This window comes from Devosia sp. MC521 (genome assembly GCF_014127105.1).
Lineage (GTDB): Bacteria > Pseudomonadota > Alphaproteobacteria > Rhizobiales > Devosiaceae > Devosia.
This window is the reverse complement of the sequence record NZ_CP059902.1, coordinates 325001-348312: the sequence shown is the minus strand read 5'-3', so window position 1 is coordinate 348312 and position 23312 is coordinate 325001. Positions and strand designations below refer to the sequence as shown.

The window sequence follows — 23312 nt, the reverse complement described above, 5'->3', positions numbered from 1 at the left end:
ATCGCCATATCCATGACAATCCTTCCATTGCCGGACCTTCTGCCATGGCTATCCGCCCCATTTTGATCATTCCCGATGCGCGCCTGCGCGCTGTTTGCGACCCGATCGTTGAGATCGATGACGAGATCAAAACGCTGGCAGCAGACATGCTGGAAACCATGTATGCCGCGCCAGGCATTGGCTTGGCCGCGCCACAGATCGGCGTCATGAAGCGTATCGTTGTGATCGACGTGGCCAACGAAGGCGATGAGCCTGCGCCCCATGTCATGATCAACCCAGAGATCACCCAATTTGGTGAGGAAATTCAGGTGACTGAAGAGGGTTGCCTCTCGATCCCTGAACTCTATTACGAAGTAGAACGCCCCAGCACGGTGACCGTAAAGTACACCAATCTTGAAGGCGAAGAGATCACTGTCGATGCCGATGGCAAGTTGGCCGTCTGCATTCAGCACGAACTCGACCACCTCGATGGCGTTCTTTACATCGACTATCTGAGCCGCTTGAAGCGCGATCGCGTCATCAAGAAGTTCGACAAGCAAGCCCGCCTGTCTGCGCGCTAAGCCAATTTGGATTGAGGGGCTCCGGCCCCTCTCCTTTTCCGTTGGGACAATATTAAAAGAGGCACTTGGCCATGCGTATCGTTTTCATGGGCACGCCCGAATTTTCTGTCCCAACGCTGACCGAAATTGTTTCGGCAGGGCATGAGGTTGTCGCTGTTTACACGCGCGCGCCAAAGCCCGCGGGCCGTGGCCAGGCCGAACGCAAAAGCCCGGTTCACAAGGCCGCTGAAGCCTTTGGCATTCCTGTCTTCACACCGAAGTCGCTGAAAAGCGAAGAAGAACAAGCCACTTTCGCATCCCTAGAGGCGGAGGTCGCAATTGTTGTGGCCTATGGTCTGCTGCTGCCCAAGGCGGTTCTGGAAGCGCCGGAATACGGCTGCTTGAACCTTCACGGCTCCCTCCTGCCACGCTGGCGCGGTGCCGCGCCGATGCAGCGCGCTATCATGTCGGGCGACAAGCAAACTGGCATTGTTGTCATGCAGATGGACGAAGGCCTCGATACTGGTGACATGGGCCCCACCGAGATCGTCCCCATCACCCCGACCATGACGGCGGGCGAGCTGCACGACAATATGATGCGTGTCGGCGCTGACCTTATGGGTCGCGCACTGGCTGCGCTTGAACGCGGCAGCCTCGATTTTACGCCTCAGCCAGCGGAAGGCGTCACCTACGCCGCCAAGATCGACAAGGCTGAAGCCAAACTCGATTTCACCCAATCGGCGGAAGCGGTCCACAACACCATTCGTGGTCTTTCGCCCTTCCCCGGCGCTTGGTTTGAGATGACCCTCAGCGGTAAAACCTATCGCGTTAAAGCCCTCCGCTCGCAGCTGGAGACCGGTTCTGGGGCGCCGGGCGCCTTCCTTGGCGGAGAACTCGTTATTGCCTGTGGCGAGGGCTCTGTGCGCCTCACGCAAGTTCAGCGCGAAGGCAAGGGCGCTATGGACGCCGCCACTTTCCTACGCGGCGCAGGCACACTCCCTGAGATGGTCGGCTAATGCCACGCTATAAGTTCACCATCGAATATGACGGCACCGCCTTTTACGGCTGGCAGCGTCAGAAGAACCAGATCAGCGTTCAGCAAGTGTTGGAAGAAGCTGTCCTGAAATTCTCAGGCGAAACGGTCAACAGCCAAGCCGCTGGGCGCACCGATGCCGGTGTGCACGCCCTTGGTCAGGTCGCCCATATCAATCTGTCGAAGGAATGGGACCCGTTCCGTATTCGCGAGGCGATGAATTATCACATGCGCAAGCATCGTGTGGTGATCGTTGAGTGTGAAGCTGTTCCGGACACGTTCGAGGCACGGTTTTCGGCCAAAGCCCGCCACTACGAATATCGCATCCTCACGCGCCGCGCTCCTCCCGCGCTGGAGCTCAATCAGGTCTGGCATGTGCCCAAGCCGCTTGATGTCACCACGATGCACGAAGCGGCCCAACTCATTTTGGGCCTTCACGATTTCACCACCTTCCGCTCGTCCGAGTGTCAGGCAAAATCGCCCATGCGCTCCCTCGATGAGCTCAACGTCACGGGCGATGACGAGTATATCTCGGTTACGGCGAGCGCCCGCAGCTTCCTGCACCATCAGGTCCGCTCGATGGTGGGTTCGCTCAAAATGGTGGGCGAAGGCAAGTGGACGCCAGCGGATTTCCGTGCGGCGCTTGACGCAGCCGACCGCACCCGCTGCGGCGCCATGGCGCCATCAACGGGTCTCTACTTTGTCGGCGTTGACTACTGATTAGCCGGCGGTTGGGACGGGTAGTACAAGGGCGATGACGCCCATTGCCAGAAACACACCCACCGCCTGCGAAATAAACAGCAAAGCAATCTGCCAGCCGCGCAGGGTCATGATGTGTCGGCCAATGTTGACGAACGTCACAATCGCCGCGATGGCCACCGCGAGCAGGACAATTAGTCCGGCCTCGTTGAACAAGACCGAAACCAATAGCAGCGCCCCCGAGACCAGCGTGATCCAATTGCTGGCAACAAGGTACGGAATAAATGCGTCTTGGCGCTTGATCTGACGCAGGACCATCGAGGCTGTTAGCGCCTGTGCGCCAAACAGCGCTAGGTTCATCACCACGGTTTGCGTCGGTGCGCCTGCCGGAGTGCTAAAGCCCAGCAGCATCGGGCCAAACCCAGCCAGAATCATGGCCAGCAGCACGGCAATCAGGCTGCCGACGAGACCTTTGGTCGAGAAGTCATAGTATTGCGCAGCGTCGCGCCTACCCAGAACAAGGGCCCATGTCCCTTTTGCGGCACTAGCGGCTTCGGCGAAAAAACTCGGGAACGACTGGGCCAATGCGGTTCAACTCGTCAGACAGCAGAAAGGGTGGACGCAGCAAGCATGTAGAGTGTCTGAGGCACCCCGACAAGGAGCACAACTGTTAGGATTGCAAATGCGGCTGAAACGCCGCGCTGAAATCCTGCCCCGACACGCCCCAAAGCGTAGAGCATATAGGCCAGCCCAAGCCAAAGAATGGGCATGAGAGCCGGGCTAATCATGGTCACAACCGTGCCCACGAAGAGGTAGAAGATCAGCGCATAAACGCCCGGGACATAAATATCCGGGCGCCAGATTGGCCCGGAAACGGCAAAGCGCGTGCTCCACACTCCGATCAGCAAGGCCGCCAACCATATGGTCTGGATAAAGAATATCTCGATAAAACTCTCTGGCGTCGGCACACCCATTTGCATCGAGGCCAGCATAACGACGAGAAACACAACCGCGTAAAACAGCACGATCGCTGTGAACAGCCCTGCGGCAGAGAGTTGGAACTGCTCCAGCCCTTCGCGTTTGTTGCGCAGGATCAGCTTCCAGCCTGCAAAAGCGTAGCGCAGTGCCGCAATAGTTCTCATCGTGAGGAGCTCGCGAAGAAACGGGTCATGAACTCGGCGTAAATTTCCGTCAGCCCTTCGAGGTCGGCCAGCGCCATATGCTCATCTGCCTTGTGCATTGAAGGGCCAACCAGACCACATTCCACCACCGGACCATAGTCGGCGATAAAGCGTGCATCAGACGTGCCACCGCCAGTGGACAGCTCAGTCACCTTGCCGGACCGCTCGGACAGGACGGATGTCAGCGTCTGGACGTCATCACTCAAAGGCGAAAGGAACGACCGCGACGGAGTGCCGACAATGTCAAAGTCGATTCTGGTGCCCTTGGCGTCGACGGATGCAATGCGCTCCTTGATCCAAAGAGCGAGCTTTTCCGGCGTCCAGAGATCGTTGTAGCGGATATTAAAGCGGAGCGAGCCGCTCATCGGAATGACATTGGATGTCGGGTTGCCGACGTCGATTGTCGTTACTTCGAGGTTCGAAGCCGGGAAGTGCTCCGTCGCCTCATCGAGCTTGGTTGTTGAAATGGCAGTCGTCACAGCGGCCAGCACCGGCAGCGGATTGTTGGCCTTATGCGGATAGGCAACGTGGCCCTGCGTGCCGGTGACGGTGATCTTGCCCGAGAACGAGCCGCGACGACCGATCTTGATGCTATCGCCCAAGGTTTCGGTGGAGCTCGGCTCACCGACAATGGCGAAATCGAAGCGGTGACCGTTATCCGCCATCCAGCGGCAAATCTTCTCGGTGCCGTTTATGCTGTCGGCTTCTTCGTCATTGGTAATGGCGAGCTGGATGATCCCCGCATCCGCCGGGATTGTCGCGCAAGCAGCAACAAAGGCTGCAACACCCGACTTCATATCCGCAGTGCCACGGCCAAACATTTTGCCGTCAGCAATTCGCGGCACAAACGGATCAGAGGTCCAGAAAGCTAAATCGCCCGGCGGCACAACATCGGTGTGGCCACCAAAAAGCAATGTCCGGCCCGCCGCACCGCGCGTCGCAAAAATATTGTCGACGAGATAGGAGCCGTCGCCCTCAAATTTAAGGCGCGTTACCGTGAAGCCGAGCTTGGTCAGCTCAGCGTCCAGCAAATCAAGAACGCCTGCTTCTGTCGGCGTTACCGAAGGGCAGGACACGAGGGCATGAAGAAGCGATTGGGCGTAAGAAGTGGTCATACCCAATGGGTATCGACCACTTCGAGATTTGACAATGCCAGACGCTATTTCACGCTGCAGCATTCACCGGATCAGCGCCATAATTATTGGTGCCGTGGGAGCCCTTTAGAAAACCGAGCTGGATGAACATGTAGATCGCAAAAACCGCAAAGACGAGAACGAGGACACTCATCCACATTGGGGGGACCATATAGGTCAGCCCATTTTCTGTGATGGCGGTCGCTCCAATGGCGCTGGCTTGCAAAAGATTGATGACGACGCTGCCCCCGAGAAGAATGAGAACATCTTTCCCGTCGTTATTGCGATCGTGACGGCGTTTTAGGCCAATGCAATAAGTCGGGTAGAGCAAGGCAAGATTGATCAGCACAGCGAACCAGGCCACGGCAGTGGTGTTGCCTCCAGCCAAAATTCCCAAAACTAATGATGCGACAATCGAGACAACGAACAGGCACAATACGCCGATCCACCACTGTTTGCGCGAAATGCGCCCGTCTGTGGTCAACAGCAAGGACTTCAAACTGTCCATATTTCCCCTCCACATCGGAATCGATCCGACAGGTGAGGATAGGACGCCGACGAAAACTCCGCCAGCGCCCCAAATTTGATAGCGGATTAGTCGCGCAGCAGCTCGTTGATGCCGGTCTTGGAACGGGTCTGAGCGTCCACGGTCTTGACGATAACGGCGCAGTAAAGGTTCGGGCCTGGCGTGCCATCTGGGAATGGCTTGCCTGGCATGGAGCCGGAAACCACGACGGAGTAAGGAGGAACCTTACCGATGTGGATTTCGCCGGTGGCGCGATTAACGATCTTGGTCGACTGACCGATGAAGACGCCCATCGAAATGACCGAGCCTTCGCCAACGATCACGCCTTCAACGACTTCCGAGCGTGCGCCGATAAAGCAATTGTCTTCGATGATGGTCGGGCCAGCCTGCAGCGGCTCAAGCACGCCACCGATACCAACGCCACCGGAAAGGTGAACATTCTTACCGATCTGAGCGCAGGAGCCAACGGTTGCCCATGTATCAACCATGGTGCCTCCATCCACGAAAGCGCCGAGGTTAACGAAGGACGGCATCAGAATGACGTTCTTCGCGATGTGTGCGGAACGACGAACAACGGCACCCGGCACAGCGCGGAAGCCCGACGCGCGCCACATGCTTTCGTCCCAGCCTTCAAACTTGGTCGGAACCTTGTCCCAATAGGTCGAGCCATTGGCGCCACCGGAGATTGGGGCGTTGTCGTTGAGACGGAAGGAAAGCAGCACAGCGCGCTTCAGCCACTGATTGACGACCCACTCGCCGTTGACCTTCTCAGCAACGCGGGCCTGACCGCTGTCGAGCAGGTTCAGCGCAGTTTCAACCGCGTCACGAACGTCGCCTTTAGTGGACGAATTGATTTCGGCGCGGTTTTCAAAGGCGGCGTCGATGGTCTGGGCGAGCGTTTCGAACGACATAGCGGCTCCTAAAGAAATTCTGATGGGGACCATTAGCCGGGGGGAAGAAGGTGTCAACGGCAATACCAGCCCGTGACGTCCTTATTGAAACAAAAATCCCCGCAAACGCGGGGATTTTCAAAGACAAATCAGGAGAGCGCGACTTAGCGCGGCTCAGCCTGTGGATAGACGCCCAAGATGCGGAACTTGTCGGTAAAGAAGTTGAGTTCTTCAAGGGCGAGCTGAACCGAAGGATCATCTGGATGGCCTTCGATGTCGGCATAGAACTGGGTCGCCTGGAAATTCCCACCGACCATATAGCTCTCGAGCTTGGTCATGTTGACGCCATTGGTGGCAAATCCACCCATGGCCTTATAGAGGGCCGCCGGTACGTTGCGCACACGGAAGATAAAGGTGGTCTTCACCTTGCCTTCGTTCGGCGCCAGCTTTTCAGTCGGCGACAGCACCAGAAAACGCGTCGTGTTATGTTCCGCGTCCTCGATATTGCTCGCGATCACATCCAGACCATAGGTCTCGGCGGCAAAACGCGAAGCAATCGCGGCCACAGACTTATCGCCCTTTTGCGCAATCTCGCGTGCAGAGCCCGCCGTATCGACCGCATTAATCGTGCGGAAGCCATGGTCAGAAATAAATTTGCGGCACTGACCAAGCGCAACGGAGAGCGACTGAACGGCTTTCACGTCAGCAAGGGTGGACCCGCGCACGCCCAACAGGTTCATCTCAATGCGCAGATAGGTCTCACCAATAATGTGCAGACCACTCAGCGGAAGCAGGTGGTGAATGTCGGTAATACGGCCATAAAGTGAGTTTTCAACCGGAACGACAGCATAATCTGCCTTACCGGATTGGACCGCATTGAGCGTGTCCTCGAAGGTCACACAGCCCAGATATTCCTCTCCTGGAAAGAAATTAGCCGACGCAGCGTGGCTGAAGGCGCCATTTTCGCCTTGGAAGGCAATCTTCTTTGTCATGGGATATCCGTTTAATTGGCAGGCCGGGCGGTTTTGACGCGGAGGCTTGAGTGTGTCAATGACAGTATAGAGATGCGTGCAACCTTCCTCTGCGTGGGGGAATTGTCGCACCAAAGGATTGGCCTGTTGCACGGCAGCAGGTCTTGATACTATGTTCCGCGCGCGTTGGGCTGGCCGTTGAGGCAGATTCTCCAAAATGGAGTATCTAATGGGCTGGCCCGGAATTGTCCCCGGGGATGGACCGGCAGAGAGACCAAATGAATTCGTTTGAGCTAAACAAGATTTTCGGCGCCGTCCTCGGCACCCTGTTGTTCATCATGGCAGTCGGCTTCCTTGCCGAGTCCGTGTATGCACCGATCGAAAACAACGGGCCAGGCTACAACCTGCCCGAACCAGAAGTTGCCGATGCTGCGGCTGGCGGCGAAGTTGAACAGGCTGTTCCAGTCGCTGTTCTGCTGGCCAGCGCTTCGGCTGACCGTGGCGCGACCGCGGTTCGCAAGTGCCAGTCTTGCCATAACTTCGCTGAAGGCGAACCAAACAAGCAGGGCCCATATCTCTATGACATCATGGGTGGCCCACAGGCACATGCCGACGGCTTCGCCTATTCGGACATCATGACCCAGCATCATAACGATGGCCTGGTCTGGTCCTATGAGAACATGGATGCATTCCTGGCGAATCCGAAGGGCTACGCTCCAGGCACCAAGATGGCATTCGCTGGCGTAAAGTCCGCTGAAGAACGCGCTGACATCATGGCATACCTGCAGACCCTGTCTGCAAATCCAGCTCCATTCCCAGTTGCTGAAGGCGGCGCTGAAGAAGCAGCTCCTGCTGCAGAAGCTGCGCCAGCCGCAGAAGAAGCCGCACCAGTGGCTGAAGAAGCTCCAGCTGCCGAAGTTGCGCCAGCAACTGAAGGCACCGCAACGCCTGCTGAAGTTGTTGCCCCTGCTGCTGAAGACGCACCAGTTGTTGAAGCTGCTCCGGTTGTCGAAACCCCGACTACCACTGAGACAGAAACTCAGGTTGAAGGCACTCCTGCTGAGCAGGCGCCTGCTACCAGCAACTAAGATTGCGACTGAGCTAGAATCTTTGAAGCCGCGCCCTCAACAAGGCGCGGCTTTTTTGTGTTTTGAGGGAGACATGGAATGCTGCTGCTACACCTATCGGACGTTGATGAAGCAAGCTGGGCCAAGGCGTTTCAAACAGCGCTAGGCGATTATCCAGTTGTGCGCCGCGGGGATGATTTCAACCCCAAGGACGTGCACTACATCTTCGTTTGGAAGCCCAAGGCCGACGCTTTCGAAGGTCTGACCGAACTTCGCGCCATCCTCTCCCTCGGCGCCGGCGTCGACGCGTTGCTTAAGCGTCCTGATTTGCCTGACGCCCCCATCGTGCGCTTTGTCGACAACGACCTCAGCCAGCGTATGAGCGATTATGTCGTTGCCCATGTCACCATGCATCACCGGCAGTTCAGCCGTTTCGCCGCCGATCAAAAAGCGCGTCGCTGGGCACAATATTATCCGCCTGCCTCCCACGAAACACACGTGGGCATCATGGGCATGGGTGTGCTCGGACAAGACGCCGCCAAGCGCCTGCTTCCGCTCGGCTTTAAGGTTTCAAGCTGGAGCCGGTCTGCAAAGCACATCGAGGGCGTCGAGAGCTATGTCGGCGCTGAGCAGTTTGACGCCTTCCTGGCCAATACCGACATTCTGGTCAATCTACTGCCCCTCACCCCTGAAACAACCGGAATTCTCAACGCCGAGACCTTTAACAAGCTGCGCAAGGGCACGCTGCAGGGAGGCCCTGCCATCGTCAATGCGGCGCGTGGTGGGCATCAGCGCGAAGCCGATATTGTGAACGCGTTACAATCTGGAGTTCTGGGTGCAGCGAGCCTCGATGTCTTTGAAGTCGAACCCTTGCCGGAGCAAAGCGCTCTGTGGGACGCGCCAAACTGCTACATCACACCTCACATCGCTGCGATCTCAGATGAACGGAGCGGCGTTCGCTATTTTACGCAGATGATAAACGACCATCGGAACGGGCTGCCCCTCCGTAACGTCGTCGACCGCAAACGTGGGTACTGATCCTATTTTTGTACTAGCGCTTTTTTCTATTAACGGTCAGCATGGTCACAACAATTTCTTGGAGGCTCAATGTCCGAAACTGCAGCCAAAGTGAGTTTTTATGATCGCCTTAAAACGGCGACCAAACACCGATTTGCAGAACCCATTCTGGCAGCACTGTGCTTCCTCGAAGCGATGATTATTCCAGTATTCCCAGAGATTATGCTGGCCCCCATGATCATTGCAGATCGTCTCCGCGCCTGGCGTCTCGCAGCTATTTGCACGGTCGCTTCCGTTGCTGGAGGCCTTGCAGGCTATGCGATTGGCTATTTCCTGTTTGATAGCATTGGTCGCGCCATTATCGATTTCTACGGCGCCGCCGATGGCTTTGGCGCGCTGCGTCAAAGCTTTAATGACAACGGCCCCCTGATGATCCTGATCGGAGCGCTGTCTCCGATTCCTTATAAGGTCATCACCATCACCAGTGGCGTGGCCGGTCTCGATCTCTGGACCTTTGTGATCTACGGCATCATTGGTCGCGGACTGCGCTACTTCGTGCCATGCGGTCTCTTCTATTTCTTCGGCCCAATCGCTGGCGAGTTCATCGAGAAACACAAGAAGTGGGCAGGGATTGGCATGGTTGCCTTGGTCGTGGTGGGCTTTGCTATGGCGCCACTCCTGTTCCCGAAGGCGGGCACCGAGATTGCCGATGCCGCCATCGAAGAAACCACAGGTATCGACCTGATCACCAACTAAACTACGGGGCGTTAAGCCCCGTAGCGCTGCTTCAGCAGTACATAGAGCACGCGTATGCCTTGGTCGGTTGCCCCGACCGGGCGCCCCGGACGCAATTCCGGTGCCCAAGCAAAAATGTCCATATGCACCCACGCGCTAGCGTTTTTGACGAAACGCTGCAGGAACAGCGCGGCGATAATCGACCCGCCAAATCCTCCCGCTCCAGTATTGTTCATATCGGCAATTTTGGAGTTGAGCTGGCTTCCATAGTTCGCCCATAGCGGCAGCGGCCACACGGGGTCCTCGACCTTCGGGCCGAGATCCGCCATGGCATAAGCAAGGCTATGATCAGAGCTATAGGTCGCCGGCAGTTCTGGTCCGAGCGCTATGCGCGCAGCCCCCGTCAACGTTGCCATGTCGACGAGGAGATCAGGCGCTTCCTCATCCGCCAATGCCAGTGCGTCGGCCAAGATCAAACGACCTTCCGCGTCGGTATTGCCAATCTCGACAGTCAGCCCGGCCCGCGAGCGGATAACGTCTCCAGGTCTAAACGAATTGCCCGCGATTGAATTTTCGACAATCGGGATCAACACGCGGAGGCGCACTGGGAGTTCCGCATTCACCACAGCATGGGCAAGGCCAAGAATATTGGCAGCGCCGCCCATATCCTTTTTCATCATCAGCATGCCTGCTGCGGGCTTGATATCCAAACCGCCAGTATCAAAGGTGACGCCCTTACCAACTAGCGTCACCTTAGGATGACTTTCGTCGCCCCAGCTGAGGTCAAGCAAGCGTGGGGCCTGAGCGTTCGCCCGACCCACGGCATGGATCAGTGGCAGATTTGCGCCCAGCAAGTCATCACCCACAATGGCCGTAACCTTCATGCCATTGCGACGCGCGAAGTCCCTAATCGCTTGGTCCAAGGCATCCGGGCCAAGATCATTGGCGGGCGTATTGATAAGATCGCGAGCGAGGAAAGCACCTTGGGAGAGGAAATCAACCTCATCAGCATCTGCGTCGTCAGGCATTTCGAGCTGCGGGCTCGGTTTGGCGTCGCGGTACCGATCAAAGCGATAAGCACCCAGCTTAAACGCTGTGGCCGCCTGTGTGGCGTCGCCATACTGCCCTTCCAGCGCATAAGTGCCCTCGGGCAGATTGCTTCCAGCCAGACCAACCGTAAAGGGATTCAGGCTTTCGCTCGGCCCCATGCCCAAAAGCCATGCGGTGATATCGCCCTGCGCATCGGGAACTGCCAGCAGCTTTCCGGTCTGGCCGGAAAAACCGTGCGCCTGCGCCCATTTGCGCTGGACATCGGTAAGCGCGGCATCGTCCAAAGCGCCGTCAACAATTGCAATGACCGGTGTAGCCGAAGTCTTGGCCATCAGACTCTCCAGATTATTTTGGCGTGTTCTAGCCCCGAACGGGGTTCTGGCACCATCCAACTCCGGAAATAGTTTTCTGGCAACGGCGCGAACTACCTAATTCCCGAACAAAAAAGGGCTATTGCGACTACTAAAAGGGAAAACAAACGCGTTGCGCGCCAACAGAATGATCAAGCACGCAAACAGACCTCTCCACCACCCCTGCAATTGATAGCAACATTATGGGTTTAACCCAATATTAGGGTTAATGATCTATTGCCAAGCAAGGGGTCATGTCCCGGAGGAAACCATGCCTCGGGTAAAATACGATAGATTTTGGATGCATTGTGTTCTGGCTGTTGGTTTGACGGCTGTGACGCTATCGGGCTGTACCAGTTCGAGAAATTACAATGGTTCGGGCACAGGGCCATTTGCGGCCAGTCAAAAACAACCGACGCTTGAGCAACTGACTGCGCGCTATAAGTCCAACCCGCGCGACCGCAACAATACAATTCAATACGCCACCCATCTGCGCGCAATAGGCCAGCCGGAACAGGCCATGGCGGCCTTAGAGGCGACCCTTGCCGCACACCCCAAGGACGTTCCGATTTCCATTGCCTATGCCAAGGCCCTGACGGCTGCGGGCCGGTTTGAGCAATCTCTCAACGTCATAGACAATGTTCTGCGCACGGACGCTCCAGATTGGAGCGCACTGTTGGTCAAAGGCGCGACCTTGGATCAGATGGGGCGGAACAGCGAAGCACGGCGCATTTACACGCAGGCCGCAGCTCTTGCACCGAACGAAGCCTCGATCGAAACCAATCTTGGCCTATCCTATGCGATGACCAATGAACTGAGCCTGGCCGAGCAGCACCTGCGCAAAGCCGTCAGCATGCAAGGGGCATCGACACAGACCCGTCAAAACCTGGCATTGGTTTTCGGCCTACAGGGACGCTTTGATGAGGCGCGCAAAATCTACGCCGCCGAGCTTCCGCCTGATCAAGTGGAATCCAACATGGCTTACATCAGAGCGCTGCTGACCCAGCAAAACCGTTGGGACCTGCTCAAGGATTAAGGCCCTCGATTAGCCGCCGCCGACCGTGCTTGCGACGCTGCCAGTGAAGACTTTGATCATTGCTGGCGACAGGACCACGATAAACAATACGGGCAGCAGGAAGAGGATGAGCGGCACGGTTAGTTTCGGCGGCAATGCGGCTGCCTTCTTCTCCGCTTCCATCATACGCGCTTCACGCCCTTCTTCAGCCATGACACGCAAAGCCTGACCTACAGAGGTGCCATAGCGATCGGCCTGAATAAGTGCGGTCATGACCGCCCTAACGTTGTCGAGCCCTGTGCGTCGGCCGAGGTTTTCATAGGCGCGTGAGCGATCTTCCAGAAATGATAGCTCGGCATTGGTCAGCGTCAGTTCTTCGGCAAGCTGCGGTGACTGACCGCCGATTTCCTTGGCAACGCGCTTTATGGCGTGCTCCATGGACATGCCAGCCTCAACGCACAACAGCATCAAGTCCAACACATCTGGCCATGCGCGACGGATAGAGGCTTGGCGCTTCTGGATTTTGTTTTTCAACAATAGCACTGGCAAGTAGGCGCCGACGACCCCAATCGCAACGGAGTAGGCGAGGCTCAGATACATGGGTCGATCACCAGGCGCTACGACGACTAAGTAGAAGATCGCAAACAGCAATACGGCAACCGGTGTCGTGAACCGCACGAAGAGATATTTGGTCAACTCGGCCGGACCACGCAGTCCAGCCATGGACAGCTGGTCGAGCGTATTTTCGTCCTGGAAGGCTTTCCGCAGATCAAATCTGTCGACGGCCTTGCGCATATAGGCCTTTGTATTGTCATCGCGGCGGATCGAACTTCGGTCGGCTACTGCCGCAGAGCTCCCACGCAACCGAGACATCTCCTGGGCCCGCATTTTCTCGCGCTCCAGTGCCACGCGCTGAATGCGCCCTTTGAGCTCCTGCTTGACCAGAAGACTGGACCCAAAGGTAAACACCGCAGCCGTCGCCGAGATGGCAGCAAGGGCCGCAATCAAAAACTCGCGTTGGGTTACAAGCGCGATGATGTCCACGGCTACCCCCCTAGATCTCGAACTGAACCATGCGGTGCATGACAAAAACGCCTGCACTCAGCATGAACACAGCAATGGCCAAACACACATTGCCAACGGGTGTCGTGAAAAGTGGGGCCAGATAGGCCGGCGACACAACGGAGATCAGAACGGCCACAACAATTGGCAGCGCGCCGATAATCGCCGCCGATGCCTTGGCTTCAGACGACATTGCCTTGACCTTGGCTTTCATCTTTTTGCGGTTGCGCAGAACTCGCGCCAAATTGCTCAGGGCTTCTGAGAGGTTACCGCCAGACTGTTGCTGCACGGTGATAACCACAACGAAGAAATTCACCTCAGGCAGAGGCACGCGCTCCAACAGGATCTGAATGGACTCTTGCATCGAGAAGCCGAAAGCCTGCTGATCCAAGATGCGACCGAACTCAGAGCGAACTGGTTCCTTGGTGTCCTTGGCGACAACACGCACCGTATCATTGAGCGGCAGACCCGTTTTAACGCCACGGACAATCGCTTCAATGGCATTGGGTAATTCGTCCAAGAACCGATCTTGATATTTGCGGCGCTTACGCATGACGTAAAAGCGTGGACCTAGATACCCACCCGCGGCAGCAATGATGGCCGCAAAATAAAACGGCACCTGCGCCACAACCAAAAGCCCAAAAAGCACAACACCGAAGATAATCGAGTTGCGAATATAGGCAGCGGGTGTCGTGGTCATTCCCGCCTGAAACAACATGGCTGGGATGGTCAACCGGCGGTTGGCTTTCAACTCATCCTGCTGCGCCTTGAGCGCCTGCTGCACCGTTTTGCGCCGATTATCCCGGACACGGCTCTCCCCGGCAACGCGCCGATTGATGGAGACATCACCTTGATAGACCTTGAGGCGCTGCTTTGCGCGCTGGCCACCCGCGGCCGCGGGGACAAACGCCAAGGCCAATGCACCGGCAACAACAACGAACAAAATGATGAGCAGCACGCTTGTGGTCATATTCTACTTACTCGCCATTTCGCGATGCTCAATGTTGGACGCCTCCAAGGCTTCCACCAAGTTGGCCTCTTCGTTGAAGTAGCGCGCGCGTTCCGTGAATTGAGGCTTGGTAATACCGGTCGAATGGTGACGCCCGAGGAGCATGCCGTTCGCGTCTTCACCCATGATGTCATAGGTGAAGATATCCTGTGTCACGATCACATCCCCTTCCATGCCCAGCACTTCGGTAATGTGGGTGATGCGGCGCGAACCATCGCGTAGTCGCGCGGCCTGAACGATCACGTCGATCGAAGACACGATCATTTCGCGAATGGTGCGGCTCGGCAGCGAGTAGCCGCCCATGGTGATCATCGATTCCAAACGCGAAAGCGCCTCTCTCGGCGAGTTGGCGTGCAGAGTGCCCATAGAGCCATCGTGGCCCGTGTTCATCGCCTGCAGGAGATCGAAGGACTCCGGACCACGCACTTCGCCCACGATGATGCGTTCAGGGCGCATACGCAGACAATTCTTGATAAGATCACGCATGGTGATCTCGCCTTCCCCCTCCAAGTTCGGAGGACGCGTTTCAAGGCGGACAACGTGTGGTTGCTGCAGTTGCAATTCGGCCGAGTCTTCGCAGGTAATCACCCGCTCATCTTTTTCGATGAAGGCTGTCAAACAGTTGAGCAGTGTGGTCTTGCCCGAACCCGTGCCGCCTGAGATCAAAATATTGGCACGCACGCGGCCCAGAATACGCAGCACTTCCGCGCCCTCAGAGGAAATAGAGCCGTATTTGACCAGCTGCTGAAGGGTGAGCTTGTCCTTTTTAAATTTACGAATGGTCAGCGCTGCGCCGTCAATGGCAAGAGGCGGCGCGATAACGTTCACACGCGACCCGTCAGGCAAGCGCGCGTCGCAAATTGGCGAGCCTTCATCGACACGGCGACCGACCTGCGACACGATACGCTGGCAGACATTCATCAAATGCGCATCATCGCGGAAGCGCACGTTTGTCAGCCGGACCTTGCCGCCGACTTCGATGTAACAGCGCTGCGAGCCGTTCACCATGATATCGGCAATGTCATCGCGTGCGAGCAGCGGCTCGAGCGGGCCGTAACCCAGCACGTCGTTGCAAATGTCTTCAAGCAGATCTTCCTGCTCGGCAATCGACATCGCGATGGATTTCAGCGCAATGATTTCGGAGACGATGTCGCGAATTTCCTCGCGCGCCGACTGGCTCTCCATCGTCGCCAACTGGCTCAGGTCAATCGAGTCAATCAGCGCATTAAAGATCGCTGACTTGGTCGAGAAATATTCCTTGGCTCGCGGGTTTTCAGCCTGTGCTTTGACGTCGAGAACGTCGTCCGTACTCTTCGCACGACTGGCAGAGCTGTCTGCGTCAGGCTGGCGGCGTTGCGCAGGGGACGACACCGCTCCCGGTGGCGGGCTGGCGATTGGACGCGGGAGCTCAGAAACTCCGGGCGTATTGCCGCCAAATGTCGTTCGCTTGCCAAACATATCTCATACTTCCTAACGCCGAAGCCTGACTTAGGCGCGCTTTTTGAACAGGGTGGATAGGTTGAGCAGTGACCCGCCCTTCCCCCCTGCCTGCCCCACTGCGCGACCAGTCACCTGAAAGCCAATGCTACGGTAGATGTCGTTAATCTTGTTGGATGCTTGTACTTCAGCGATCATCTGGCCATTGTTCGCCGCTGTACCAAACAGATGTGCATCAAAGCCGATCTGCCCGATCAGCGAACATTCCACCGACGTCGCGAACTCGTTCGGATTGATCTCCGGACGCTTCGGTATGCCAACTTTGTTCATCACCAACTTGGGTGCTGCCTCTGTTGGGCGCATGATCTTGATCGCATCAGACAAATTCTTAGCGTTGCGCAAATTGGCCAGATCGGGCTCGGCCACGACCACAACTTCATCAACCGAAGCCAATGTCTGCCGTGTCCAGCTATTCCACACATGCGGAATATCCAAGATGATCACGGGTACCGATTTCTGGCAGATCTCGATGACCTGCTCGAAGTCGCGTTCGCCAAAATCCCACGTCTGATCAAGCGATGCCGGAGCAGCGAGCAGGCTGATGTGGTTAGCCGCCTTGCTCATCAGGCGATCAAGCATGGTTTGATCGACCTTTTGGCTGGCCAACATTGCATCACCCAAACCATGGGGCGGATCTTGGTTGAAGTTCAGCCCTGCCGTGCCAAACGGCAAATCCATATCGATAACGAGGCAATCCTGACGGAGCGAGGAGGCGATTGCCCAAGCGACGTTATGCGCGACAGTTGAACTCCCGGCCCCGCCCTTGGCGGAAACAAAGCCAATCGTTCGCCCGATAGGCGCCGCGCCCTCTGCGACATAGATGTCGGTAATAGCCGCGACCAGTTCCTGAGGGCTAGCCGGCAGAACCACATATTCCGAAATGCCGTTGCGGATCAGCTCACGATACAAGAGCACGTCATTGACATGCCCGAGTACGATGACTCGTGTTGCCGCGTCACACACCTCAGACAGGCGCCCCAATGCCGCAACGATCGCGCCAGGTGTGAGTGTCGATTCCACAATGATCAAGTTTGGCGTCGGGTTCGACTTGTAAGTCTCTATCGCCCCTTCAACGCCACCGTTGTGCGTGGTCAGCGCGACTTTAGACATGCGTCGATCTTGTAGAACGGCTTCGACAAGCTGTGCTGTCTGCGTGTTCTCGCAAAATGCCTGGGCAGTGATGCGCGGCACGAGCCGAGCGCCAGTTGCGATCTCTGCCGCCACCTCTTCAGTCTTTGCTTTATCCGGCGTCAGGAAACTCATACGCACTGCTCCTCAATCCAACTCAATCGAGAACGAAGCCAACATTGCCGCTGAAACCGCCTCGGAACTCACCCGTCGATCCGACCCCGTATTGATGTTCAATACGCCCGAGGAAGATCGCCTCTGCATCGCCGCTCATGGCGAACTTGTCGGTCGGCACCGCAAGAGTGCCTGCGGGAGCCGCGTTGACGAGGTAAGGGGTAACCAAGATCACCAATTCGGTCTGTTGCGTCTGGAACTCGCGGGACCGGAACAGCGCGCCGAGGATAGGAATATCACCCAAGAGCGGGAACTGTTTGATGTTCTGGCTGGTGCTCTCTTGCAGAAGGCCGCCGATGGCGAGCGTCATGCCGCTCGGCAGCTCAACCGAGGTGGAGGCTTGCCGCTTGGTGAGCGAGAAATCCGCTTGCGGTTCAGACACCGAAGTATCGACCTTGAGCCCGATCACCCCATTCGATTTCACCACAGGCTCGAACGAGAGCTCGACACCATAAGGCTTAAATACGACGGTCCGCTGCAATCTGTTGCCTTCGCCGCCGTCGCCACCCTCTGCGGGATCATAGGAGTAATACGGAAGTTCGCCACCAGCGAGGAACTTGGCTTCTTCGCCTGAAATGGCTGTCAGTGTCGGCTGCGCCAGAACCCTGAGCGCCCCCTTATCCTCAAGCGCCCGGATAACGCCTAAGACCGAATTACCATTGTCAGAGAACCTTGCATTCAAGCCATATGGGCTTTCACTATCCACCAGAGTAGTTGCGAATTGCAGGAGGTTGGCCGTTCCAACATTGAAGGCAGCACCAAAGTTTATGCCGAATTGCTTGGCCACATCGCGCTTCACTTCGGAAACGGTGACCTGCAGCATCACCTGCTGGGCTCCCGCCACGTCCAAGATATTGGCGACGTTATCCGCAGATCCAGCGAATTGAGTGGCAACAGCGGTGGCCCGTTCACGATCTTCACCCGAGCGGACGTTGCCCGTCAGGACGACCCGGCTGGACCCATCGAGACCCGGAACGGATTCCACGCGAATGTTGGAGTTTGGCAAGACACGCGCCAGCGCGGTTTGAAGCGCAGCTCCAACCGCCGACTCCGCCTCGTTGATCGCAATATCGAGCACCTGGATGGTCCGTCCAGCGTCATCAAGGAAGAAGATGTTGGTCTTGCCCGAAGACATGCCCTGCACGATGGCTCTGGTTCTGGTGCGCATAATCGCGGCAGCGATCTCGGGCTGCGAGACCACCACCTCCGCGACACCCGCGGGCAAGTCGACGATCAGAGATTTGTTACGTTCGATGCTCAAGGGGCGGACGGCCCCATAGGCGCTGGGTTGAATGGCGATTTGCGCCTGTGATTGCGCTTGAACAGGCGACAGACCCGTTGCCGACAACATCGCGACACCCAGCCCGAAGGCCAGTGTCGCCGCTCTACCGGACAATGATCGATTTGTGTTGGCCGTTTTCATCACTCTCGAACTCTCACTGCGGCAAAACTTGCGGAGCGGCGGGACCAGTTTGAACCTCTGGCAGGCTGGCGGAGTCATAAGCGGTTTCAGCAGGGACGGGCGACACTTGCCCCGCACTGGTTACAACGTTCTGTTCGCGCCCGTAGCGGATCAGACGAACAGGCTGGTTGGATCCAAAGCGTTGCTCATCGGACCGATTAAAGTCAGCGACCGATCTGAGCGTCAGGCTTAACTGGCCACGGGTCGAGGAATTAATCAGCGTTTCCGCCTGTCCCGGGTCCAGCTCTAAGGTGGCAATCGTGTCTGACACGAAGGTCGTGGGCGGGGTGGTGTTATTGGGGTCCTCACTGCCCCCAGACTGCCCCATCTCGCCGAGGCGCGTGCCAATAGCCAAAACGCGAACATCGGAAAGGATCAGTTCTGACTGTTGCCCAAGGTCGGTCGGGGTGGTGAGCACAACGTCGACATGATCATTCGGTACGACAAAGCCGCCAGCGCTCGACACTGGAGAGACCGCCACCGAAACGCCGCGCTTTCCTGGTGCCAGCACAGCCGACAAATATCCGCTATCGGATCGTACCAGTTTGGCTTCACGAATTGGCTCACCCGGGAAGAGTTCAAACCGCGCGATTGCACCGATGAGTTCCGTCTGTGCCTCTGGCATGGCTGTCACGGTCACAAACTCGGGCCGCAGCGCCTGTTCAGGCCAATCCTGCCATTGGGTGCTCTCGGCGAGCAGGCGTTCACCCACGCCGATCCCACGGCTTGCGACAAGCACCTGCACCTTCGCTTCAGGAACAATTTGAGTGGCAACTGCCTGCGGCGCAGACGGCTCAGGTGTGCTGCCGCCGCGGGTAACCAAGATGGCGGCGAGGCCACCGGCAATCAACGCGACAGCAATGAGAATGATTCGCGCCGGTCTCATGACCCCCCCAAAGGCTCAGCGGGCTAAGGCCAGCTTCCTTTGTAGACCATGAAATAAAAGGGTCAAAACTTGGTTAATCAGGCCTTGATTACTAAGGTTAACAATCTGAGATACTTCAAAATCGCACCTCTATATCGCACCCAAACGAACACGCTTCAACTATGCCAAGTCCAGAAAGATATTGATCAATTTCAGCTTTGAACCAGGAGATTGTAGATCAAAGTTTCGGGGTAAACAAAAACTGCGGCAATTGCCAATGCAATGCCATAAGGCACCCCGTTCTTCCGGTTATGCAATCGACTCAGCCATTCATACCGAGTGATCCACACCTCGAGAGGGAGTGATCTTAAGAACAAAATGAGGATAGTTAGGATGCCACCAAATACACTAGCGTAGACGAGATATGGCAGCACTTGCCCGGCGCCCAACCACAGTACAGTTGCGGCTGCAAACTTGGCATCACCACCACCAATTACGTTGAGGGCAAAGAGACCAAAGGCCACGACCAAGACCGCAAAGGCGCACAGCACATGAATGCCAATCGCCTCCCAGGGCATTTGGGCAATGATCGCAGCGGGGAAGAACGCAAGCCCTACGGCCAACACCAGCCAATTCGGGATCCGCATCGTGAACAGATCCGAAATAGCGGCAAAAAACATCAAGGCTGGAAAATAGAAAATTCCAAAGTAAGACAATTAGAACTTGCCCCGACAAAAAGAAAAAGGGAGGCGAACCCCCCCCTTAAACTATATCTGTTCTAGCGCTTATCCTGGCACCTGAACGTTTCCAAGACGGCCGCCGATATTATTAAACAGCGAACCTAGGTTGTTTCCAAGCAAAGAAGCACCGGCAATGATCCCTACGGCCACAAGCGCCGCAATCAGGCCGTATTCAATAGCGGTTGCGCCGGACTCGTCCTTAGCAAAACGTGCAAAAATCTTCATACCCAAGCTCCTCATCGGCGATCATGGCGTGCTCTCCACAACGGGACGAGCACAGGTTGAACATGACTACAAACTACCCATGCCAAGTTGAAGGAGAGTTAATCCTCATTAGGTAGCAACAACTTACGAATGTACTCATGTAGTCTTGGTGTTTTTCTGGTTAACACAATCGCCGTGTTTTTCACCAACACCGCACACAAGGCGATAAAATCAGAACAATTTTTACGGGACAGAATTCCCAATAAGAACGCGATCTATTCGACAGCCCGCTTCCTCACTATAAATTTTCCCATAAATTTGCCTTGTATTTACCATTCTCGCCCAGATTCACTCTGACCACAGTAACTTCAGGATTTGGTGGAATGCCCCGCACACTCGCAACTACTCTGCTTATCATTGCCGTGAGCATTCCATTCCCCATTATGGCCCAAGACGGCTCACCCATTACTGTACAAGCAAATATGGCGCGCGTTCTGCGCATCAATGCACCAGCCGCGACGGTCATCGTTGGCAACCCCGGCGTTGCAGACGTGACGATCCAAGATCCTCAAACTTTGGTTCTCACCGGTAAAAGCTACGGCCAAACCAATCTCATCATCCTAGACGCCATGGGCGAACCGATTGCGGACACGCTTGTAGAGGTCACGCAATTGCAGGCTGGGGTGATGACAGTTTATCAGGGGCTCAATCGGACCAGCCTGTCCTGCGCCCCGGTGTGTCAACCTGTCGTCATGATGGGCGACGATGCCAATTTCTCCGGACAGGCACTGGCCTCCGCGCAATTGGTCCAATCAGCGGCCAATTGAACGGTCTCGTTTTCATCAAATTTGCGCAAATATGCAGAAAGGCTCGTTAGCGTTCTGCAGTCTACCCTGCTCAGGGACAAATTCAGGACATCCCTTCAATGGTGCGAGCCAGCTCACGGCGCAAACTTCTCTATGCCGCACTCCGCGACACGCGTGGCGCGACCGCCGTGGAGTTTGCTCTGTTGGCCATCCCGTTTTTTGGGCTTATCGCTGCCATCTTACAAACCTCCCTGGTCTTCATATCCAGCCAAGTCCTTGAAAGCGCGGTCATCGACGCATCGCGCTATGTACGCATTGGAGAGGCGCAAAAACAGGGCACAGCCGAATACAAAAAGCAGATATGTGACCGCCTTTATGGGCTCTTCGGCGATTGTCAGGACATGCATCTGCGCGTCGATACGATCCAGACCTTTAAAAGCACCGCTCCAACAATACCCGTCGACATCACCTGCCCAGCCGAGTGCGATTGGACCACACCAGAAACTTGGGCCCCAGGAGGGGCGTCCAGCGTTGTCATGGTACAAGCCTACTTCCGCTATCCCGTTCCGATCCCCCTTGGCCCTTTGAGCATCGCTAACCTAGCGGATGGGACGCGCCTCATTGGCTCGACGTTCGTCTTTATGAACGAGCCCTTCTGATGCGCGCGCGCTCCAAACTCCGCTCTCTCGTCGCCAAAACCTTATCGAACGAGAACGGCGTTGCCGCTGTTGAGTTTGCGCTCGCGATGCCGATCATGCTCGTTCTCTATCTGGGCTCAGTCGAGGGCAGCACGCTCATCATCTTGGACCGCAAAGTCCAAACTGCGGCCAGTGCTCTCGGTGATCTTGTAGCGCGTACCAATGGCACGCTCTCTCAGGGGACTTTGGAAGACTATTTCCAGGCGGCCAGTGGCATTATGCATCCCTACGACAGCACAACTGTCGTTCAGACAATTGCCGGCGTTGAAGTGTCAGCGGCCGGAGAGGCTGTGGTCAAATGGTCTAAGCAGTATACCGACGGCCAAATCGTGCCCGCAGAGGGTTTTACAATAGAACTACCGCAAGAGATGACGGATCTCGCTCTTGGCCGTGTGGTCATCGTCGCTGAAACCAGCTATGAATACAGCCCGAGCTTTGCTGTCGTTGTCGATCAGACGGTGCAACTGCACCGCACCAGCTATCACATCCCCCGCACCACCACGGGTGTGATCGTCTCCCCATAGCCTTGCTTGCCCAATGCAACACTGCATGGCAGAAGCAGGGACCATTCCTTAAAGCTAAGCGATCATGGACGACCACATTATTCCCGTATTCGATCTGGGCGGCGTATTCGTCGACTGGAACCCTATGTACCTGTTCCGCAAGCTCTTTGAGACTGAAGAAGACGCGCAGTGGTTCCACGAGACGATCTGCACCAGCGATTGGAACTTGGAGTTCGACGCCGGCGAAAAATATTCTGAAGGCGTTGCCAAGCTCGTTACTCGCTTTCCAAAATACTGGCGCGAAATTCAAGCCTTTGACACGCGCTGGAAAGAGACCTTTGGTCCCTTCATTCAGGGTACTATCGACATCCACAACGAACTGATTGAACAGGACGTCCCAACCTTTGCCATTACCAACTTCTCTTGGGAGAAGTGGATGACCTGCTTGGGTGAATGGCCGTTCCTCGAAAAGTTCGATGGCGTTGTCGTCTCAGGGCTCGAAAGACTGGTCAAACCCGATCCACGCATCTACCGCACCTTCTGTGATCGTTATGCTCTCGCCCCAGACAGCTGCGTTTTCATCGACGATAGCGAACCCAACATCGTTGCCGCACGCAAGTTTGGCATGAAGGGTATCCATTTCAAGGACCCTGGCCAATTGCGGTCGGAACTGATCACCCTGGGCCTGCCCCTAAAGGCCTAAAATTCAGCTCCGCGCACACTTTGCGCGGAGCATTTCCGTTGCCCCACGCTGTACCCAAGCCGCTTCCCACCTCCGCCGTTGGCGCAGGGCTCTGACCTCTTCGATCAGGCGAGATGGTCCGCTTGCAAAGCCGGGCCTTATAGGCACCTCTCCCCCAACAAACACCGCTTTGCCTCCCTCCCCCTTGCGGGGAGGGATTGAGGGTGAGGGGGTATCAGAAATCGCAGCCTACCTTCACCTCGCCCCTCCGGGGAG

26 protein-coding genes are annotated in these 23312 nt (G+C 56.4%); 11 read left to right on the top strand and 15 right to left on the bottom strand.

The window, feature by feature from the left end; translation table 11 throughout:
- The first annotated feature begins 44 nt into the window (after positions 1-44).
- The 3 genes from def to truA all read left to right on the top strand — a co-directional run bounded on the left by def (position 45) and on the right by truA (position 2292).
- Positions 45-560, top strand: coding sequence for a peptide deformylase (gene def / locus H4N61_RS01635; protein WP_182394800.1), 516 nt, complete (start codon positions 45-47; stop codon positions 558-560).
- Positions 561-631: 71 nt separating this feature from the next.
- A complete protein-coding gene (gene fmt / locus H4N61_RS01630) occupies positions 632-1555 on the top strand; it encodes a methionyl-tRNA formyltransferase (RefSeq protein ID WP_182394799.1) in 924 nt (307 codons plus the stop codon).
- The gene (gene truA, locus H4N61_RS01625) at positions 1555-2292 is read left to right on the top strand and encodes a tRNA pseudouridine(38-40) synthase TruA (RefSeq protein WP_169196616.1); all 738 of its coding nucleotides are present in this window, start codon (positions 1555-1557) and stop codon (positions 2290-2292) included. The genes fmt and truA overlap by 1 nt, the downstream gene beginning before the upstream one ends.
- Here truA and H4N61_RS01620 read toward each other — a convergent pair whose 3' ends face one another.
- The 6 genes from H4N61_RS01620 to H4N61_RS01595 form a co-directional block, all read right to left on the bottom strand.
- Positions 2293-2856, bottom strand: coding sequence for a hypothetical protein (locus tag H4N61_RS01620; protein ID WP_169196615.1), 564 nt, complete (start codon positions 2854-2856; stop codon positions 2293-2295).
- Positions 2857-2870: 14 nt separating this feature from the next.
- On the bottom strand, positions 2871-3413 hold the full coding sequence (locus H4N61_RS01615) for a hypothetical protein (protein WP_169196614.1): 543 nt from the start codon (positions 3411-3413) through the stop codon (positions 2871-2873).
- Complete coding sequence (gene dapE / locus H4N61_RS01610) at positions 3410-4567, bottom strand: succinyl-diaminopimelate desuccinylase (RefSeq protein WP_169196613.1); 1158 nt, start codon at positions 4565-4567, stop codon at positions 3410-3412. Before dapE ends, H4N61_RS01615 begins: the two co-directional genes overlap by 4 nt.
- 49 nt (positions 4568-4616) lie before the next feature.
- Positions 4617-5093 (bottom strand): DUF805 domain-containing protein, encoded by a 477-nt coding sequence (locus tag H4N61_RS01605; RefSeq protein WP_169196612.1) that lies wholly within the window; start codon positions 5091-5093, stop codon positions 4617-4619.
- 86 nt (positions 5094-5179) lie between these two features.
- Complete coding sequence (gene dapD / locus H4N61_RS01600) at positions 5180-6022, bottom strand: 2,3,4,5-tetrahydropyridine-2,6-dicarboxylate N-succinyltransferase (protein ID WP_182394798.1); 843 nt, start codon at positions 6020-6022, stop codon at positions 5180-5182.
- A gap of 143 nt (positions 6023-6165) precedes the next feature.
- Positions 6166-6993: a prephenate dehydratase gene (locus H4N61_RS01595; RefSeq protein ID WP_169196610.1), complete on the bottom strand. Its 828-nt coding sequence runs from the start codon at positions 6991-6993 to the stop codon at positions 6166-6168.
- 257 nt (positions 6994-7250) lie between these two features.
- Between H4N61_RS01595 and H4N61_RS01590 the strand changes: the two genes are divergently transcribed.
- From H4N61_RS01590 to H4N61_RS01580, 3 genes are all read left to right on the top strand, one after another.
- Positions 7251-8060, top strand: coding sequence for a cytochrome c family protein (locus tag H4N61_RS01590; RefSeq protein ID WP_169196609.1), 810 nt, complete (start codon positions 7251-7253; stop codon positions 8058-8060).
- A gap of 78 nt (positions 8061-8138) precedes the next feature.
- A complete protein-coding gene (locus H4N61_RS01585) occupies positions 8139-9077 on the top strand; it encodes a glyoxylate/hydroxypyruvate reductase A (RefSeq protein ID WP_169196608.1) in 939 nt (312 codons plus the stop codon).
- Positions 9078-9146: 69 nt separating this feature from the next.
- The gene (locus H4N61_RS01580; protein ID WP_169196607.1) at positions 9147-9812 is read left to right on the top strand and encodes a YqaA family protein; all 666 of its coding nucleotides are present in this window, start codon (positions 9147-9149) and stop codon (positions 9810-9812) included.
- A gap of 11 nt (positions 9813-9823) precedes the next feature.
- Here the strand turns inward: H4N61_RS01580 and H4N61_RS01575 are convergent, their stop codons facing one another.
- Positions 9824-11173: a leucyl aminopeptidase family protein gene (locus tag H4N61_RS01575; RefSeq protein WP_169196606.1), complete on the bottom strand. Its 1350-nt coding sequence runs from the start codon at positions 11171-11173 to the stop codon at positions 9824-9826.
- Between the two features lie 289 nt (positions 11174-11462).
- On the opposite strand from H4N61_RS01575, the gene H4N61_RS01570 reads away from it, so the two are divergent.
- Positions 11463-12227 (top strand): tetratricopeptide repeat protein, encoded by a 765-nt coding sequence (locus H4N61_RS01570; RefSeq protein WP_169196605.1) that lies wholly within the window; start codon positions 11463-11465, stop codon positions 12225-12227.
- Between the two features lie 9 nt (positions 12228-12236).
- Here H4N61_RS01570 and H4N61_RS01565 read toward each other — a convergent pair whose 3' ends face one another.
- The 8 genes from H4N61_RS01565 to H4N61_RS01530 all read right to left on the bottom strand — a co-directional run bounded on the left by H4N61_RS01565 (position 12237) and on the right by H4N61_RS01530 (position 20368).
- On the bottom strand, positions 12237-13250 hold the full coding sequence (locus H4N61_RS01565; protein ID WP_169196604.1) for a type II secretion system F family protein: 1014 nt from the start codon (positions 13248-13250) through the stop codon (positions 12237-12239).
- A gap of 10 nt (positions 13251-13260) precedes the next feature.
- Complete coding sequence (locus H4N61_RS01560) at positions 13261-14238, bottom strand: type II secretion system F family protein (protein ID WP_169196603.1); 978 nt, start codon at positions 14236-14238, stop codon at positions 13261-13263.
- Positions 14239-14241: 3 nt separating this feature from the next.
- Positions 14242-15735, bottom strand: a complete 1494-nt coding sequence (locus tag H4N61_RS01555) for a CpaF family protein (RefSeq protein WP_169196602.1) — start codon at positions 15733-15735, stop codon at positions 14242-14244.
- 30 nt (positions 15736-15765) lie between these two features.
- On the bottom strand, positions 15766-17037 hold the full coding sequence (locus tag H4N61_RS01550; RefSeq protein WP_182394797.1) for an AAA family ATPase: 1272 nt from the start codon (positions 17035-17037) through the stop codon (positions 15766-15768).
- Between the two features lie 22 nt (positions 17038-17059).
- On the bottom strand, positions 17060-18499 hold the full coding sequence (locus H4N61_RS01545) for a type II and III secretion system protein family protein (RefSeq protein ID WP_169196600.1): 1440 nt from the start codon (positions 18497-18499) through the stop codon (positions 17060-17062).
- Positions 18500-18512: 13 nt separating this feature from the next.
- A complete protein-coding gene (gene cpaB, locus H4N61_RS01540) occupies positions 18513-19424 on the bottom strand; it encodes a Flp pilus assembly protein CpaB (RefSeq protein WP_169196599.1) in 912 nt (303 codons plus the stop codon).
- Between the two features lie 191 nt (positions 19425-19615).
- Positions 19616-20119 (bottom strand): prepilin peptidase, encoded by a 504-nt coding sequence (locus H4N61_RS01535; RefSeq protein ID WP_248306090.1) that lies wholly within the window; start codon positions 20117-20119, stop codon positions 19616-19618.
- A 69-nt stretch (positions 20120-20188) separates the two neighbouring features.
- The gene (locus H4N61_RS01530) at positions 20189-20368 is read right to left on the bottom strand and encodes a Flp family type IVb pilin (RefSeq protein ID WP_169196598.1); all 180 of its coding nucleotides are present in this window, start codon (positions 20366-20368) and stop codon (positions 20189-20191) included.
- Between the two features lie 362 nt (positions 20369-20730).
- Between H4N61_RS01530 and H4N61_RS01525 the strand changes: the two genes are divergently transcribed.
- The 4 genes from H4N61_RS01525 (at position 20731) to H4N61_RS01510 (ending at position 23057) form a co-directional block, all read left to right on the top strand.
- A complete protein-coding gene (locus H4N61_RS01525) occupies positions 20731-21174 on the top strand; it encodes a pilus assembly protein N-terminal domain-containing protein (protein WP_169196597.1) in 444 nt (147 codons plus the stop codon).
- 98 nt (positions 21175-21272) lie between these two features.
- Complete coding sequence (locus tag H4N61_RS01520) at positions 21273-21812, top strand: TadE/TadG family type IV pilus assembly protein (protein WP_169196596.1); 540 nt, start codon at positions 21273-21275, stop codon at positions 21810-21812.
- A complete protein-coding gene (locus H4N61_RS01515) occupies positions 21812-22375 on the top strand; it encodes a TadE/TadG family type IV pilus assembly protein (RefSeq protein WP_169196595.1) in 564 nt (187 codons plus the stop codon). The genes H4N61_RS01520 and H4N61_RS01515 overlap by 1 nt, the downstream gene beginning before the upstream one ends.
- Positions 22376-22439: 64 nt before the next feature.
- Positions 22440-23057: an HAD family phosphatase gene (locus tag H4N61_RS01510; protein WP_169196594.1), complete on the top strand. Its 618-nt coding sequence runs from the start codon at positions 22440-22442 to the stop codon at positions 23055-23057.
- Positions 23058-23312: the final 255 nt, after the last annotated feature.

Excerpts from the sequence above, each read along its gene's own strand:
- def (WP_182394800.1), top strand. The coding sequence starts at position 45 with ATGGCTATCCGCCCCATTTTGATCATTCCCGATGCGCGCCTGCGCGCT.
- fmt (WP_182394799.1), top strand. The coding sequence starts at position 632 with ATGCGTATCGTTTTCATGGGCACGCCCGAATTTTCTGTCCCAACGCTG.
- truA (WP_169196616.1), top strand. The coding sequence starts at position 1,555 with ATGCCACGCTATAAGTTCACCATCGAATATGACGGCACCGCCTTTTAC.
- H4N61_RS01615 (WP_169196614.1), bottom strand. The coding sequence starts at position 3,413 with ATGAGAACTATTGCGGCACTGCGCTACGCTTTTGCAGGCTGGAAGCTG.
- dapE (WP_169196613.1), bottom strand. The coding sequence starts at position 4,567 with ATGACCACTTCTTACGCCCAATCGCTTCTTCATGCCCTCGTGTCCTGC.
- H4N61_RS01605 (WP_169196612.1), bottom strand. The coding sequence starts at position 5,093 with ATGGACAGTTTGAAGTCCTTGCTGTTGACCACAGACGGGCGCATTTCG.
- dapD (WP_182394798.1), bottom strand. The coding sequence starts at position 6,022 with ATGTCGTTCGAAACGCTCGCCCAGACCATCGACGCCGCCTTTGAAAAC.
- H4N61_RS01595 (WP_169196610.1), bottom strand. The coding sequence starts at position 6,993 with ATGACAAAGAAGATTGCCTTCCAAGGCGAAAATGGCGCCTTCAGCCAC.
- H4N61_RS01590 (WP_169196609.1), top strand. The coding sequence starts at position 7,251 with ATGAATTCGTTTGAGCTAAACAAGATTTTCGGCGCCGTCCTCGGCACC.
- H4N61_RS01585 (WP_169196608.1), top strand. The coding sequence starts at position 8,139 with ATGCTGCTGCTACACCTATCGGACGTTGATGAAGCAAGCTGGGCCAAG.
- H4N61_RS01580 (WP_169196607.1), top strand. The coding sequence starts at position 9,147 with ATGTCCGAAACTGCAGCCAAAGTGAGTTTTTATGATCGCCTTAAAACG.
- H4N61_RS01575 (WP_169196606.1), bottom strand. The coding sequence starts at position 11,173 with ATGGCCAAGACTTCGGCTACACCGGTCATTGCAATTGTTGACGGCGCT.
- H4N61_RS01570 (WP_169196605.1), top strand. The coding sequence starts at position 11,463 with ATGCCTCGGGTAAAATACGATAGATTTTGGATGCATTGTGTTCTGGCT.
- H4N61_RS01560 (WP_169196603.1), bottom strand. The coding sequence starts at position 14,238 with ATGACCACAAGCGTGCTGCTCATCATTTTGTTCGTTGTTGTTGCCGGT.
- H4N61_RS01555 (WP_169196602.1), bottom strand. The coding sequence starts at position 15,735 with ATGTTTGGCAAGCGAACGACATTTGGCGGCAATACGCCCGGAGTTTCT.
- H4N61_RS01550 (WP_182394797.1), bottom strand. The coding sequence starts at position 17,037 with ATGAGTTTCCTGACGCCGGATAAAGCAAAGACTGAAGAGGTGGCGGCA.
- H4N61_RS01545 (WP_169196600.1), bottom strand. The coding sequence starts at position 18,499 with ATGAAAACGGCCAACACAAATCGATCATTGTCCGGTAGAGCGGCGACA.
- cpaB (WP_169196599.1), bottom strand. The coding sequence starts at position 19,424 with ATGAGACCGGCGCGAATCATTCTCATTGCTGTCGCGTTGATTGCCGGT.
- H4N61_RS01530 (WP_169196598.1), bottom strand. The coding sequence starts at position 20,368 with ATGAAGATTTTTGCACGTTTTGCTAAGGACGAGTCCGGCGCAACCGCT.
- H4N61_RS01525 (WP_169196597.1), top strand. The coding sequence starts at position 20,731 with ATGCCCCGCACACTCGCAACTACTCTGCTTATCATTGCCGTGAGCATT.
- H4N61_RS01520 (WP_169196596.1), top strand. The coding sequence starts at position 21,273 with ATGGTGCGAGCCAGCTCACGGCGCAAACTTCTCTATGCCGCACTCCGC.
- H4N61_RS01515 (WP_169196595.1), top strand. The coding sequence starts at position 21,812 with ATGCGCGCGCGCTCCAAACTCCGCTCTCTCGTCGCCAAAACCTTATCG.
- H4N61_RS01510 (WP_169196594.1), top strand. The coding sequence starts at position 22,440 with ATGGACGACCACATTATTCCCGTATTCGATCTGGGCGGCGTATTCGTC.